Raw genomic sequence first — 14816 nt, 5'->3', positions numbered from 1 at the left:
CGGCGCCGCAGCGGGCGATGCGCCCTCACGCCGCGCATGGTTCCACCTCTTGGACAAAGCGGCCGAACTGTTCGGCCGTCAGGGGCCTGCTGTAGAAATAGCCCTGGATTTCGTCGCAGCCGTGCTCGCGCAGGAAGTCGAGCTGGTCCTGCGTCTCCACGCCCTCGGCGATGGTGCGCAGGCCCAGGCCGCGCGCCATGGCGATGATGGCCGTGACGATGGCCCGGTCCTCCGGGTCGGCGCTGATGTCGCGCACGAACGACTGGTCGATCTTCAGCTTGTAGACCTTGAACTTCTTCAGATAGCTGAGCGAGGAATAGGCGATGCCGAAATCGTCGATCGCCATGCGCACGCCATGCTCGTGCAACTGGTCCATCACGGCGATGGCGGCCGGCGGATCGTGCATGGCGCCGCTCTCGGTCAGCTCCAGCTCCAGGTACCTGGCCGGCAGCTGTTCCTCGGCCAGGATGGTGGCCACCATGGCCGGCAGGTTGGGATGGCGGAACTGCACGGTCGACAGATTGACGGCCATCACGATCGGCGCCATGCCCCCGTCCAGCCACGCCTTCATCTGGCGCACGGCGCGCCGCAACACCCACTCGCCGATGGGCACGATCAAGCCGCTGTCCTCGGCGGCCGGGATGAATTCCTCCGGCGACACCTGGCCCAGCACCGGATGATGCCAGCGCAGCAGCGCCTCGGCGCCGATGATGCGGCCGTCGCGCGCGCTGAGCTGGGGCTGGTAGTGGATGGTCAACTGGTGCTGCTCCAGCGCGTGGCGCAGCGCGCTCACCACCTGCATGCGGCGCACGGTCAGCGCCTCGATCTCGGCGGTGAAGAAGCAGTAGCGGTTGCGCCCGTTCTGCTTGGCGCGGTACATGGCCGCGTCGGCGCACTTGACCAGGCCTTCCAGGTCGCCGCTGTCGTCCGGATACAGGGCGATGCCGATCGAGCCGCTGACGGCCAGTTCATGCTGCTCGATCGAGAACGTCTCCTCCACCACATCCAGGATGCGCTGGGCCGTCTGCGCCAGTCCGGCCACGTCCACCCCTTGCAGCAGGAAGACGAACTCGTCGCCGCCCAGGCGCGCCACCATGTCGTCGGCGCGCATGATGGCGCGCAGCCGCCGCGCCAGCGCCACCAGCAGCGCGTCGCCCACGCTGTGCCCGAGGCTGTCGTTGATGTCCTTGAAATGATCGAGGTCGAGGAACAGCAGGGCCAGTTTCTGCCCGCCCTCGGCCACCTGCACGATGGCGTGCTGGATGCGCTCGTCGAGCTGCACCCGGTTGGGCAAGCCGGTCAGCACGTCGTAATGGGCCAGGTACTGGATGCGCTCCTCGGCCAGCTTGCTCTTGGTGATGTCGCGCGACACGCCGAACATGCCGACCACGGCGCCGGAGGTGTCATAGATGGGGCCCTTGGTCGACTGGAACAGCAGGCGCTCGCCCGCCTGGTTGACGAAGAATTCCTCATGGGTCTGGGTGCGGCCGCTGACGATGACTTCCTGGTCCAGCTTGCCCAGCGCCAGCGCCGTGTCGACCGGCAGCATGGCCAGGTCGTCGCGCCCCAGCACCTCGGCCTGCGGCCGGCCCAGGTAGGCGGCCGCCGCGCCATTGGCCAGCAGATAGCGGCCATGCAAGTCCTTGACGTAAATGGCGTCGGAGGTGCCGCCGACGACGCTGGTGAGCAGGGTGCGGTCCACATCGCGCCGGTGCAGCGCGCCGCGCAGGATCTCGCTGAGCACGCTGACGACGACGCCGTTCAGCACCAGCAAGCTCCACACCAGCAAGTCCGCGCCACGTTCGAAGCGCATGCTGTACAGCGGCTCGATGGCCAGCAGTTTGTCGCCCACCGTGGACACGGCCGTGGCCAGCAGGCCCGGCCCCAGGCCGCCCAGCATGGCGCTGAGGATGATCGGCAGCACGAACAGGATCAGCCACGGATGGTGCTGGCCGGCGGTCACCATGTTGAGCCGCGCGAACAGGGTGGCGCCGGACAGGGCGGCCGCCAGCAGATAGCAGAGCGGGCCGCAACCGCGCGCGGGCGCCAGCCCGGTGGCCATCATCGACAGCAGCGGCTGCGGTTGGCCGTCGTCGCCGGCCAGGGCGCGCAGGGCGAGGAAATAGCCGACGGCGGTGCTGACGACGAAAAACACGCCCTTGGCCGTCGACATCCAGGCCGCGTCGCGCACATTGACCAGATTGAGCAGCATCTGGTCCGACAGGAAGATCCATGCCAGGGCCAGCACCGTGTAGCTGACGGTGACGAGAGCGATGAAACGATTGCGCGACGATGCCATTTCATCCCCCCTTTCAGGTTGCGGCGGCGGTGAATCCACAAGGCGTCCCGATGGCGGAACGGCGTACCGGGCGATCCCGGCGGGTTCAAACGGCTGGCACAGTGATTGGGGGCGCAGGCTGGCGTTCCGGGAGCCGCGATCCGCAGGACAGAGGGGATGGCGCACTCAACGCTTATGCTGGGAGATTAGCATTGAACCTTCCGCCACAGCCATACTTCTTGCGCTGCATCAATCGCGGAGTGGGAATTCAATGATCTGAATCAAATTCTCGCCGGACGCTGTTGCTTGGTCACGGCAATAAAAAAACCGTCACCAGCTTAGCATGGATGACGGTTTTTTTGGAATTTGGTTGCGGGGACAGGATTTGAACCTGTGACCTTCGGGTTATGAGCCCGACGAGCTGCCAGACTGCTCCACCCCGCGTCTGATGTGATCATTATAGGGCAAAGACTTGATTTAGGCAATATTAATCCCGAAATCGTCAGCGATAGACCCGATAAATGCCGCGCCCCGCCCCGCGCCACGCCGCCCGGCCCCGTTTTCCCTCGTGCGTGGCCCGCGGGGACATGCCGCGGCGGCGGCATTGGGTGTAAAGTAAGCACATCACGACTTGAGCCTGTCCTATGAAATTTTGTTCCGAATGCGCCCACCCCGTGTCGCTGACCGTGCCGGCCGGCGACAACCGTCCGCGCTACGTGTGCAGCCACTGCGCCACCATCCATTACCAGAACCCCAAGATGGTGCTGGGCTCGATTCCCGTGTGGGAGCGCGACGGCCAGACCCAGGTGCTGCTGTGCCGGCGCGCCATCGAACCGCGCTACGGTTACTGGACCCTGCCGGCCGGTTTCATGGAGAACAATGAAACGACCTCCCAGGCCGCCGTGCGCGAGACGGTGGAGGAAGCAGGCGCCAACATCGAACTGGGCCAGTTGTTCACGCTGCTCAACGTGGCCCGCGTGCACCAGGTCCATATGTTCTACCTGGCCACGCTGCGCGACCTCGATTTCGCGCCCGGCGAGGAAAGCCTGGAAGTGAAGATGTTCACGGAGGCCGAAATCCCGTGGGAGGATCTGGCCTTCCCCACCGTCCGCACCACGCTGGAGCTGTTCTTCGCCGACCGCGCCCGCATGCGCGAAGGCGGCGGCCACGGCTTCTACACCCAGGACGTGGACCGTCCCATGCGCACCGACGTCTGAGGCGGCCGTGATCCCCTGGCTTGAAGCGCACAGCCCTTTCCCGGACGTGGCCGACGCGCTCACGACGGACGCGCCCGGCCTGCTGGCGGCCGGCGCCGACCTGTCGCCGCAGCGCTTGCTGGCGGCCTACCAGCGCGGCATCTTCCCGTGGTTCTCCGAAGGCCAACCGATCCTGTGGTGGAGCACCGACCCGCGCATGGTGCTGATGACGGAGCAGTTCCGCATCAGCGACAGCCTGAAAAAAACCTTGCGCAAGGTCGAGCGCAGCCGCCACACCGATGGCCGCTGGCAGGTGCGCTTCGACAGCGCGTTCGAGCAGGTGATGCGGGCCTGCGCCGCGCCGCGCAAGGACGGCCCCGGCACCTGGATCTCGGAGGACATCATCGCCGGCTACACGGGCTTGCACCGGCTCGGCTATGCCCATTCGTCCGAACTGTGGCTCGATGGCAAGCTGGTGGGCGGCGCCTACGGCGTGTGCATCGGGCGCATGTTCTATGGCGAATCGATGTTCGCCCGCGTCAGCGACGGCTCCAAGGTGGCGCTGGCCTACCTGGTGCAATTCCTGCGCAGCCACGGCGTGGCCATGATCGACTGCCAGCAGGAGACCAACCACCTGGCCTCGCTGGGCGCCGCGCCGATACCGCGCGCGCGCTTCCTGGCGCATCTGCGCAACAGTATCGCCCTGCCGCCAATTTCCACATGGGAACCAATTGCGCCCTTGCCATGCGCCGGTTAAGCTGGAACCGCATGCGCGCGCGCACACCCGCGCCCGCGCGACGCGCTAAGATATGCCTGACCGCACCATCTGTTTTGCCATCGTACCGATAGGACGTGCTCGATGACGCACCTGAACGACCTGCCATTCGCCACGCTGCAGTTCTACACCACGGCGCCCTACCCGTGCAGCTACCTTGATGGCCGCCAGGCCCGCTCGCAGGTGGCCACGCCGTCGCACCTGATCAACGCCGACGTCTATTCGGAGCTGGTCAAGAACGGCTTCCGCCGCAGCGGCATCTTCACCTACCGCCCGTATTGCGATGGTTGCCAGGCCTGCATCCCGGTGCGCGTGGTGGCCGACCTGTTCACGCCCAGCCGCACCCAGCGCCGCGCGTGGGTCAAGCACGGCCAGTTGCGGGCGGCCGTGGCCACGCTGTCGTTCTCGGATGAACACTACGCGCTGTACCTGCGCTACCAGAGCGCGCGCCACGCCGGCGGCGGCATGGACCAGGACAGCCGCGACCAGTACGCCCAGTTCCTGCTGCAAAGCCGGGTCAACACGCGGCTGGTGGAATTCCGCGACCCGGACGGCACGCTGCGCATGGTCAGCATCATCGACATGCTGTCGGACGGCCTGTCGTCCGTGTACACCTTCTTCGACCCCGACGTGGAGGGCGCGTCCTACGGCACCTACAACGTGCTGTGGCAGATCGGCCAGGCGCGCGAGCTGGGCCTGCCCTACGTCTACCTCGGCTACTGGATCGAGGACAGCCCCAAGATGAGCTACAAGATCAACTTCCGCCCGCTGGAGGCGCGCATCCGGGGCCAGTGGGGCGTGTTGCAACCGGGCCGCTAACGGGCCGCAAACGCGCAGCCCGCTCTAGGGCTTGCCGGCCGGACACGGTAAAATACCGCACCTAATTCAGAGTGCCCCCATGTCCAACCATTTCCTGTATTCCCTGGCCCGCCCGCTGCTGTTCTCGATGGATCCCGAGGCGGCCCACCATCTGACGCTGCCTGCCCTCAAGCGCGCCGCCGCGCTGGGCCTGACCAAGTGCCTGCCGCAACCGAAGGCCGATCCGCGCACCGTGATGGGCCTCACCTTCAAGAACCCGGTCGGCCTGGCCGCCGGCCTGGACAAGGACGGCGCCTACATCGACGCGCTGAACGACCTCGGTTTCGGTTCCATCGAAGTGGGCACCGTGACCCCGCGCGCCCAGCCCGGCAACCCCAAGCCGCGCATGTTCCGCCTGCCGGAGGCGAACGCCATCATCAACCGCATGGGCTTCAACAACGGCGGCGTGGACGCCTTCGTGGCCAATGTGCAGGCGTCACGCTTCTACCAGGACAAGGCCGGCGTGCTGGGCCTGAACATCGGCAAGAACGCCGACACGCCGATCGAACGGGCGGTCGACGACTACCTGCTGTGCCTGCAAAAAGTCTACCCCTACGCCAGCTATGTGACGGTCAACATCTCCTCGCCCAACACCAAGAACCTGCGCCAGTTGCAGGGCGGCTCGGAACTGGACGGCCTGCTGGGCCAGCTCAAGGAGGCCCAGTCGCGCCTGGCCGACCAGCACAAGCGCTACGTGCCGCTGGCCCTGAAGATCGCGCCCGACATGGACGGCGAGCAAGTCAAGAACATCGCCGACGCCCTGCTGCGCCACAAGATCGACGGCGTGATCGCCACCAACACCACGCTCAGCCGCACGGCCGTGCAAGGCATGCGCCACGGCGAGGAAGCGGGCGGCCTGTCGGGCGCGCCCGTGTTCGAGCTATCGAACCAGGTGATCCGCCTGCTCAAGGCGGAACTGGGCGACGCCCTGCCCATCATCGGCGTGGGCGGCATCATGCAAGGCGCCGACGCGCGCGCCAAGTTCGACGCCGGGGCCAAGCTGGTCCAGCTGTACAGCGGCCTGATCTACGCCGGCCCGGCCCTGGTGCGCGACTGCGCCGACGCTCTGCGCGGACGTTGAACCATGCGCTACACCACGCTGGGTAAAACCGACCTGAAGGTCAGCCGCATCTGCCTCGGCACCATGACCTTCGGCGAGCAGAACACGGAAGCGGACGCGCACAGCCAGCTCGACCTGGCGCTCGAGCGCGGCATCAACTTCATCGACACGGCCGAGATGTATCCGGTGATGCCGCGCGCCGAAACGCAGGGCAGCACGGAGCGCCACATCGGCAGCTGGCTGAAGCGGTCGGGCAAGCGCGACCAGGTGGTGCTGGCCACCAAGGTGGCGGGCCCGAACCCCGCCATGCACTGGGTGCGCGGCGGCCGCAACAACCTGGACGCGGCCAACATCCGCGCCGCCGTCGACGCCAGCCTGCAGCGCTTGCAGACCGACTATATCGATTTATACCAATTGCACTGGCCGAGCCGCAACGTGCCCATCTTCGGCGCCCACGCCTTCGAGCCGGCCAAGGAGCGGGCCCATGTGGCCATAGCGGAAACGCTGGCCGTGCTGGGGCAGTTGCAGCAGGAAGGCAAGATCCGCCACATCGGCGTGTCGAACGAATCGAGCTGGGGCGTGTGCGAGTTCATCAAGCAGTCCGAGCTGCAAGGCTTGCCGCGCATCGCCACCATCCAGAACCTGTACAACCTGACGGCGCGCCATTTCGAAACCAGCCTGCTGGACGAAACCTGCTACCGCGAGCAGGTCAGCCTGCTGGCCTACAGCCCGCTGGCGTTCGGCCAGCTCAGCGCCAAGTACCATGACGATCCGAAGGCGCACGGCCGCCTGAACATCTTCCCGCCCAACTGGAGCCCGCGCTACCTGCGGCCCGGCGTGCTGGCCGCCGTGGCGCAATACGCGGCACTGGCGCGCGCGCACGGCATGACGCCGGCGCAGATGGCGCTGGCCTGGTGCTACACGCGCTGGTGCGTGGCCTCCACCATCATCGGCGCCACCACGCTGGCGCAGCTTGAAGAAAACATCGGCGCGCTGAACGTGCAGCTCGCGCCGGAAGTCGTGGCGCAGATCGACGCGATCCACGCCAGCCTGCCCAACCCGGGCCAGTAAGCAGCCGGGGCCGGGCAACCGGCCCCGCGCGGGCGTGCGGCGTACGGGCGCGCGTCCGCGTCCCGCGCACCACGCGCATCATTGTTTCGTTCTCACCACAAAACCACGCCATTCCACCTCGCGGCTGCCGCATTGCCGCCGCGCGCGTCACCGCCGCCAGCGCATTATTTTATTAATGTATATCATTAGTTGAAACGATTCGTGGGCGGCAATTTTGCCCGCTGTTAAGCTTTTTTTTCCACTTCCACCGGAGAGAGCCACATGCGATTACGTCAAAATTCCCGTCCAGATTCCCGTCCCCGTCTCCCCCTTCGTCCCACCGCGCCAGCCGTGCTGGCCGCCGCCCTGGCCGCCAGCATCAGCTTGCCCGCCATCGCCCAGGAAACCGAACCACTGGCCGGCGAATTGCCCTCGGTCGTGGTGGTCACGGGCACCTATGCCAAGAACCGCCGCACTGTCGATTCCGAATCGCCGATCGACATCATCGGCGCGCGCGAACTGCAGGCCACGGGTTCCACGGAACTGGCCACCGTGCTGGGCCGCCTGCTACCGTCAGTCAACTTCCCGCGCCCATCGGGCGCCGACGCCAGCGACGCCGTCCGTCCCGCGCAATTGCGCGGCCTGTCGCCCGACCAGACCCTGGTGCTGGTGAACGGCAAGCGCCGCCACACCTCGGCCGTGGTCAACGTCAACGGCACCCAGGGGCGCGGCTCGGCGCCCGTGGACCTGAACGCCATCCCGCTGTCGGCCATCGACCACATCGAAGTGCTGCGCGACGGCGCCGCCGCCCAGTACGGCTCGGACGCCATCGCCGGCGTCATCAACATCATCCTGAAAAAAGGCCCGAACGGCGGCGACGCTGAACTGGGCGTGGGCGAATACCAGAAGCGCGACGGCAAGCAAGTGTCGCTGAAGGGCTCGACCGGCTTTGCGCTGGGCGACAGCGGCTGGCTGCGCGTGGCGCTGGAAGCGGCCGACCGCGATCCCACCAACCGCGCCGGCCCCGACCTGCGCAACCCGAAAGATCCGCGCTACGGCCTCGTCAACCAGCGCTTCGGCGACCCGGAGACGCGGCCCCGTTCCGTGTTCGTCAACAGCCAGGTCACCATCAACGACGACCTCGAATGGTACGCCTTCGCCAACTACGGCCAGCGCGACACCTCGGCCGCCGCCACCTGGCGCACCTTCGGGCGCAGCCCCGTTTATCCGGACGGCTTCCTGCCACTGGAAAACAGCAGTTCCACCGACCAGTCGCTGGTCACGGGCCTGCGCGGCGAGACCGCCGGCTGGCGCTGGGACGCCAGCCTGAACTACGGCAGCAACGAATTCCAGCTCGACATGGACCACACGGTCAACCTGGACCTGGGCGCCAACAGCCCCACCCATTTCTATGCCGGCAAGCTGGAGAACGCGCAATCGCTGCTGAATGTGGACGTGGCGCGCGAGTTCCCCGTGGCCGCCTTCAGCGGGCCGCTGACGGTGGCGCTGGGCGCGGAAGCGCGGCATGAACGGTACACGATAGGCGCCGGCGATCCGGCGTCCTACCAGGGCACGGGTTCGCAAGGCTTCTCCGGCTTCCGCCCCGTCAACGCGGGCAGCAACAGCCGCCACAACAGCTCGCTGTACCTGAACCTGGAGGCGGAGGTCAGCCGCAAGTTCTCCGGCTCGGCCGCGCTGCGCCATGAGCGCTACAGCGATTTCGGCAGCACCACCTCCGCCAAGGGCTCGGCCCGCTACGCGATCAATGACGCCGTGTCCTTGCGCGGCACGGCCTCGTCCGGCTTCCGCGCGCCGTCGCTGGCGCAGCAGTTCTACACCATCACCACCACCAACTTCTCCGTCATCAATGGCGTCAACACGCCGATCGAGACCGGCACCTTCGCCGTCGGCAGCGCGGCCGCCACGGCGCTGGGCGCAACCCCGCTCAAGGCCGAAAAGGCCCGCAACGTCAGCCTCGGCCTGCAAGTGCAGCCGACCAGCAACTGGAACGCCACCATCGACGCCTACCGCATCGACGTGGACGACCGCATCGCGCTGTCGGCCAACATGACGCTGTCGGACACGCTCAAGCAAGCACTGGCCGCGCAAGGCATCCTGGTGGGCGCCGGCCGCTACTTCACCAACGCCATCGACACCCGCACCACGGGCGTGGACGTGGTCAGCACCTATCGCTGGAACGTGGCGCTGGTGGGCCGCTTCGACTTTACGCTGGCCTACAACCACAACAAGAACACGCTGGAACGGGTGGCGCCCAATCCGGCCCTGTTGACGGCCAACGGCCTGACCCTGATCGACCGCCAGACCATCAACCGCACGACGGTCGGTTCGCCGCGCGACAAGTTCAGCCTGTCCACCGAGTACACGGCCGGCCCGTGGAACGGGCGCGCCACCGTGACCCGCTACGGCAGCTTCACCGTGCCGCAGAACAATCCGGCGCTGGACCAAGTGTATGACCCGCAATGGGTGCTGGACCTGGCCGCCAGCGTCAAGCTGGGCAACCGCTGGAAGCTGACGGCCGGCGTCGACAACGCCACCAACCGTTATCCGGACCAGGTGACGTCGGCGGGCAACCTCAACAACAACGGCATCAATCCCTACAGCGGCTTCGCGCCGAACGGCTTCAACGGCCGCTTCTACTACGCGAAAGCCGGCTACAGCTGGTGAGAAGTCGTTTCAAAATGACCATGGCCAGGCGTGGCGCCGAAGACAGTGCGCTTGCACGGCAAGGCGCCACAACGACGCCATGGGCGTTTTGATACGACTTCAAAAGAGGCTCAGGCGGCGGTGCCCAATGCGACGTCGATCTCGGCCCGGGTCAACCCGGGCGCGAACTGCTGGATGAAGTCATACGCGTAGCAGCGCAGGTAGGTCCCGCGCCGCACGGCCAGCCGGGTGGTGTTGGTGGCGAACAGGTGCGTCGCCTCCACCGCGCGCAAGCCCTGGTCGCGCCCGTGATCGAAGGCCATCGACGCCACGATGCCCACGCCCAGCCCCAGCGCCACGTACTGCTTGATCACGTCCGAATCCATGGCCGTGAGCACGATATCGGGTTGCAGGCCGGCCTCGCTGAACGCGGCGTCGATGTGGCCGCGCCCGGTGAAGCCCTGGTCGTAGGTGATCAGCGGCACGTCGGCCAGGTCGGCCAGCCGGATCGGTGTGCGCGTGAGCAGCGGGTGGCCGTCCGGCACCACGATCAGGTGGCTCCAGCGGTAGCACGGGAACGACACCAGTTCCGGATATTGCGACAAGCCCTCGGTGGCGATGCCGATGTCGGTCTTGCCCGACAACACCCATTCGGCGATGTGCTCGGGAGCGCTTTGCTGCAGGCCGATGCGCACTTCCGGATAGGCGGCGCGGAACGACTGCACCACGCGCGGCAGCGCGTAGCGGGCCTGGGTGTGGGTGGCCGCCACGTTCAGCGTGCCGCTGCGCTGGCCCGCGTATTCGAGGCTGGCCTGCTGCAGGTTCTCCGCCTCCACCAGCAAGCGCTCGATGATGCGCAGGATGCCCTTGCCCGGCTCGGTCATGCCGGTCAGGCGCTTGCCGTTGCGCTCGAAAATGATCACGCCCAGCTCATCCTCGAGCTCGCGGATCTGGCGGCTCACGCCAGGTTGCGACGTGAACAGCGCGTTGGCCACTTCCGTCAGGTTGTAGCCGCGCCGGGCCGCCTCGCGCACGGAGCGCAATTGTTGGAAATTCATTCAGACTCCTTGATTCACAAAAACTTGCAGACGCCGGGGCCGCACCACCAGCGTTTCGCCTTCGCGCAGTTGCAGCTGGCGATAGCGCTCGTGCGGCAGCACGGCTTCGATCAGCTCGGCCGTGTCGCCGCGCTCCAGATCCAACTGGGCCAGCGGACCGACCGCGTGCGCGCGGCGCAGCTTGACGACGATGCCGGAGGCGCCCGACGTGTAGCGCTCGATATCGAGCTCGTGCGGGCGCACATAGGCCGTGCCGTGGCCGTCGGCCCCGCCATGGCCAAGCACGGCCAGGCTGGCGTCGCCGGTGGCCAGGAAGCCATCCTGCACCCGCCCGTGGAAGGTGTTCACGTGGCCCAGGAAGCCGAACACGAATGGCGAGGCCGGATGGTTGTAGACCTGCTCCGGCGCGCCCGTCTGCTCGACCGCGCCCTTTTTCATCAGCACCACCTGGTCGGCCACTTCCAGCGCCTCCTCCTGGTCGTGGGTGACGAAGATGCTGGTCACATGCAGTTCGTCGTGCAGGCGGCGCAGCCAGCGCCGCAACTCCTTGCGCACCTGGGCGTCGAGCGCGCCGAACGGTTCGTCGAGCAGCAGCACGCGCGGCTCCACGGCCAGCGCGCGGGCCAGCGCGATGCGCTGGCGCTGCCCGCCCGACAGTTGCGGCGGGTAGCGGTCGGCCAGCCAGTCCAGTTGCACCAGTTCCAGCAAGGCCTTGACCTTGTTGCGGATCTGGTGCTCGGACGGGCGCTGGGCGCGCGGCTTGACGCGCAGGCCGAAGGCCACGTTCTCGAACACCGTCATGTGCTTGAACAGCGCGTAATGCTGGAACACGAAACCGACCTGGCGCTCGCGCACGTGGCGGGCCGAGGCGTCCTCGCCGTCCAGCAACACCTGGCCGCTGTCGGGATGCTCAAGGCCGGCGATGATGCGCAGCAGCGTGGTCTTGCCGCAGCCCGATGGCCCCAGCAGGGCCGTCAATTCGCCGGCCGGGAAATCGAGCGAGACATCGTTCAGGGCGGTGAACGCGCCGAATTGCTTGTGGATGTGTTTGACTGCGATCGTCATGGTCGTTGCTCCAGGCTGGGGGTTGCGGCGCCCGCATTGAGGCGCCAGGCGATGCACGATTTCAGGGCCAGCGTCACCAGCGCCAGCAAGGCCAGCAACGACGCCACGGCGAACGCGGCGGCGAAGTTGTACTCGTTGTACAGAATCTCCACCTGCAAGGGCATGGTGTTGGTCTCGCCCCGGATGTGGCCGGACACGACGGACACGGCGCCGAACTCGCCCATGGCGCGCGCGTTGCACAGGATCACGCCATACAGCAAGCCCCACTTGATGTTGGGCAGCGTCACGCGGCGGAAGGTCTGCCAGCCCGACGCGCCCAGCACGATGGCGGCCTCCTCCTCCTCGTTGCCCTGGGCCTGCATCAGCGGGATCAGTTCGCGCGCCACGAACGGGAACGTGACGAAGATGGTGGCCAGCACGATGCCGGGCACGGCGAACAGCAGCTTGATGTCGTGCGCCAGCAGCCACGGCCCGAACCAGCCCTGGGCGCCGAACAGCAGCACGAAGATCAGGCCCGAGATGACGGGCGAGACGGAGAACGGCAAGTCGAGCAAGGTCAGCAGCACGCTCTTGCCCCGGAACGAGAACTTGGCGATGCACCACGACGCGGCCACACCGAACACCACATTGAGCGGCACGGCGATGGCGGCCGTGAGCAGGGTCAGACGGATGGCCGCCAGCGCGTCGTCGTCGCTGATGGCGTCGCGGTAGGTGTCCCAGCCCTTGCGGAACGCTTCGGCCCACACGGCCGCCAGCGGCGCGAACAGGAACAGCGCCAGGAAGCCCAGCGCCACGGCCAGCAACGCGCCGCGCACCCAGCGCGGCTCCAGCCCGTGTGCGGCGGCGGGCACGGCGTCGGGCACGGCGGCCGGCGTGGCCGCGTTGGACACGGCCGCCACGGCCGTTGCGCTGGCTGACGCGGCCAGTGCGGCGGACGGTGCGACCGGTGTAGCGACAAACAAGGCGCTCATCGCACTTTCCCTCCCTCGCCTCGGGCCCAGGCCTGCAGCAGGTTGATCGACAACAGCATCAGGAACGATGCCACCAGCATCACGACGGCGATGGCGGTGGCGCCCGCGTAGTCGTACTGCTCCAGTTTGGTGATGATGAACAGCGGCGTGATCTCCGACACCATCGGCATGTTGCCGGCGATGAAGATCACGGAACCGTATTCGCCGGTGGCCCGCGCGAACGCCAGCGCGAAGCCCGTCAACAACGACGGCACCATGGCCGGCAGCACCACGCGGCCAAAGGTCTGCAGCGCACTGGCGCCGAGGCTGGCGGCCGCCTCCTCCAGTTCCCGCTCGGCCTCCTCCAGCACCGGCTGCACGGTGCGCACCACGAACGGCAGGCCGATGAAGGTCAGCGCCACCACCACGCCCAGCGGCGTGAACGCGACCTTCACGCCGAACACGCCTTCCAGCACCCGGCCGAACCAGCCGTTGGCCGAATACAGCGTGGTCAGCGTGATGCCGGCCACGGCGGTGGGCAGGGCGAACGGCAAATCGACCAGCGCGTCCACCAGGCGCTTGCCGGGAAAGTCGTAGCGCACCAGCACCCAGGCCACGATGCCGCCGAACACCACGTTCAGCGCGCCGGCGACCAGCGCCGCGCCGAACGTCAGCCGGTAGGAGGCCAGCACGCGCGGCGCGCTGACGGCGGCCCAGAAACCATCCCAGCTGAGCGTGAACGTCTTCAGGAACACGGCCGACAGCGGGATCAGCACGATCAGCGCCAGGTAGAAAATCGTGAAGCCCAGCGACAGGCGAAAACCAGGCAGCACGCGGTAAGGTGCCGCCGTGGCGGTGAGTGTTGCAGACATGATGCGCCCCCTCATTACAAATTCATCTAAAGAGGCTAAATATTCTCACCAAAAAAACATATAACAAACGAAGCATTTGGCATGTCGATCCTTGTTTTCCATACAAGGCAGGCGCCGGGCCGGCACGCCAGAACGACAACGGCCCGGCGCCGCGCGCAGCGGGCCGGGCCGGGGCGCCGGCGCAGCGGCGAACGGCGCAGGATCAGAAAATCAGTTTGGCGGCCACGCTGACCAGGGTGAAGGCCAGCAGCCCGCGCAGCACGCGCTCAGGCACGGCGCGCGCCGCGAAGGCGCCCAGCGTGATGCCGGGCACGGAGCCGACCAGCAGCGTCAGCAGCAGTTCCCAGTTGATCGAACCGAGCCACCAGTGGCCGACGGCGGCGATGGCCGTCAGCGGCACGGCGTAGGCGATGTCGGTGCCGGCCACTTCGGCCGACGTCAGGCGCGGATACAGCATCACCAGCAAGGTGGCGCCGATGGCGCCGGCGCCGATCGAGGAAATCGTGACCAGCGTGCCCAGCAACGCGCCGGAGGCGATGGTGGCCGCCGTCAGCGCGCCGCCCTGCAACTGGTATTGGGGATGGGAATTGATCCAGGCCAGCATCTTGCGCTTGAACAGCAGCGCGACCACGGTCAGCATGACGGAAACGGCGATCACGTAACGGATCACCTGGCCGATTTCCTGGTCCAGCACGCCGAACTTCTTGAGCGCCAGGCTGGCCAGCAAGGCGGCCGGCAAGGCGCCGATGCACAGGCGGCGCACGATGGGCCAGCGCACGGTGCCGCGCATGCGGTGCGTGAACGTGCCCACGCCCTTGGTCAGCGACGCGAACGCCAGGTCGGTGCCCACCGCGATCGACGGCGAAACGCCGAACATCAGCGTCAGCAGCGGCGTCATCAACGAACCGCCACCCACGCCCGTCATACCGACCAGCAGGCCCACCGCAAATCCCGAAACTATAAACGACAAGGTCATACCATTCCCCTAGA

At 67.0% G+C, this 14816-nt stretch carries 12 protein-coding genes and 1 tRNA gene; 6 read left to right on the top strand and 7 right to left on the bottom strand.

Going from position 1 to position 14816, the window contains the following annotated elements; genetic code table 11:
• Positions 1-25: 25 nt before the first annotated feature.
• Together AC1RQG_RS05595 and AC1RQG_RS05590 are read right to left on the bottom strand one after the other, a co-directional pair.
• Positions 26-2299, bottom strand: coding sequence for a putative bifunctional diguanylate cyclase/phosphodiesterase (locus tag AC1RQG_RS05595; RefSeq protein ID WP_493129128.1), 2274 nt, complete (start codon positions 2297-2299; stop codon positions 26-28).
• A gap of 346 nt (positions 2300-2645) precedes the next feature.
• Positions 2646-2722 (bottom strand) — tRNA-Met (locus AC1RQG_RS05590).
• Positions 2723-2922: 200 nt separating this feature from the next.
• On the opposite strand from AC1RQG_RS05590, the gene AC1RQG_RS05585 reads away from it, so the two are divergent.
• The 6 genes from AC1RQG_RS05585 (at position 2923) to AC1RQG_RS05560 (ending at position 9902) form a co-directional block, all read left to right on the top strand.
• Positions 2923-3495, top strand: a complete 573-nt coding sequence (locus AC1RQG_RS05585) for an NUDIX hydrolase (protein ID WP_493129126.1) — start codon at positions 2923-2925, stop codon at positions 3493-3495.
• Between the two features lie 7 nt (positions 3496-3502).
• Entirely contained in the window at positions 3503-4231 is a 729-nt protein-coding gene (gene aat / locus AC1RQG_RS05580; RefSeq protein ID WP_493129124.1) for a leucyl/phenylalanyl-tRNA--protein transferase, read from the top strand.
• Positions 4232-4333: 102 nt separating this feature from the next.
• The gene (locus AC1RQG_RS05575) at positions 4334-5068 is read left to right on the top strand and encodes an arginyltransferase (RefSeq protein ID WP_493129122.1); all 735 of its coding nucleotides are present in this window, start codon (positions 4334-4336) and stop codon (positions 5066-5068) included.
• Positions 5069-5147: 79 nt separating this feature from the next.
• Positions 5148-6188 carry a quinone-dependent dihydroorotate dehydrogenase gene (locus AC1RQG_RS05570; RefSeq protein WP_493129120.1) on the top strand — a complete coding sequence of 347 codons (1041 nt, stop codon included), beginning with the start codon at positions 5148-5150 and terminating at the stop codon, positions 6186-6188.
• 3 nt (positions 6189-6191) lie between these two features.
• Positions 6192-7238, top strand: coding sequence for an aldo/keto reductase (locus tag AC1RQG_RS05565; protein WP_493129118.1), 1047 nt, complete (start codon positions 6192-6194; stop codon positions 7236-7238).
• A 261-nt stretch (positions 7239-7499) separates the two neighbouring features.
• Positions 7500-9902 carry a TonB-dependent receptor plug domain-containing protein gene (locus tag AC1RQG_RS05560; protein ID WP_493129116.1) on the top strand — a complete coding sequence of 801 codons (2403 nt, stop codon included), beginning with the start codon at positions 7500-7502 and terminating at the stop codon, positions 9900-9902.
• A 110-nt stretch (positions 9903-10012) separates the two neighbouring features.
• Here AC1RQG_RS05560 and AC1RQG_RS05555 read toward each other — a convergent pair whose 3' ends face one another.
• The 5 genes from AC1RQG_RS05555 to AC1RQG_RS05535 form a co-directional block, all read right to left on the bottom strand.
• Positions 10013-10939 carry a CysB family HTH-type transcriptional regulator gene (locus AC1RQG_RS05555; RefSeq protein ID WP_493129114.1) on the bottom strand — a complete coding sequence of 309 codons (927 nt, stop codon included), beginning with the start codon at positions 10937-10939 and terminating at the stop codon, positions 10013-10015.
• Positions 10940-12004, bottom strand: a complete 1065-nt coding sequence (locus tag AC1RQG_RS05550; protein ID WP_493129112.1) for a sulfate/molybdate ABC transporter ATP-binding protein — start codon at positions 12002-12004, stop codon at positions 10940-10942. It lies immediately after the preceding gene.
• Positions 12001-12975: a sulfate ABC transporter permease subunit CysW gene (gene cysW, locus AC1RQG_RS05545; protein WP_493129110.1), complete on the bottom strand. Its 975-nt coding sequence runs from the start codon at positions 12973-12975 to the stop codon at positions 12001-12003. Before cysW ends, AC1RQG_RS05550 begins: the two co-directional genes overlap by 4 nt.
• Complete coding sequence (gene cysT, locus AC1RQG_RS05540) at positions 12972-13826, bottom strand: sulfate ABC transporter permease subunit CysT (protein WP_493129108.1); 855 nt, start codon at positions 13824-13826, stop codon at positions 12972-12974. Before cysT ends, cysW begins: the two co-directional genes overlap by 4 nt.
• 202 nt (positions 13827-14028) lie before the next feature.
• A complete protein-coding gene (locus AC1RQG_RS05535; RefSeq protein WP_493129106.1) occupies positions 14029-14802 on the bottom strand; it encodes a sulfite exporter TauE/SafE family protein in 774 nt (257 codons plus the stop codon).
• Between the last annotated feature and the right edge of the window lie 14 nt (positions 14803-14816).

The organism is Rugamonas sp. GW822-FHT03B10 (assembly GCF_058801745.1).
Note: the sequence above shows the minus strand (reverse complement) of the source record. Positions and strands in the feature narration are given on the sequence as shown.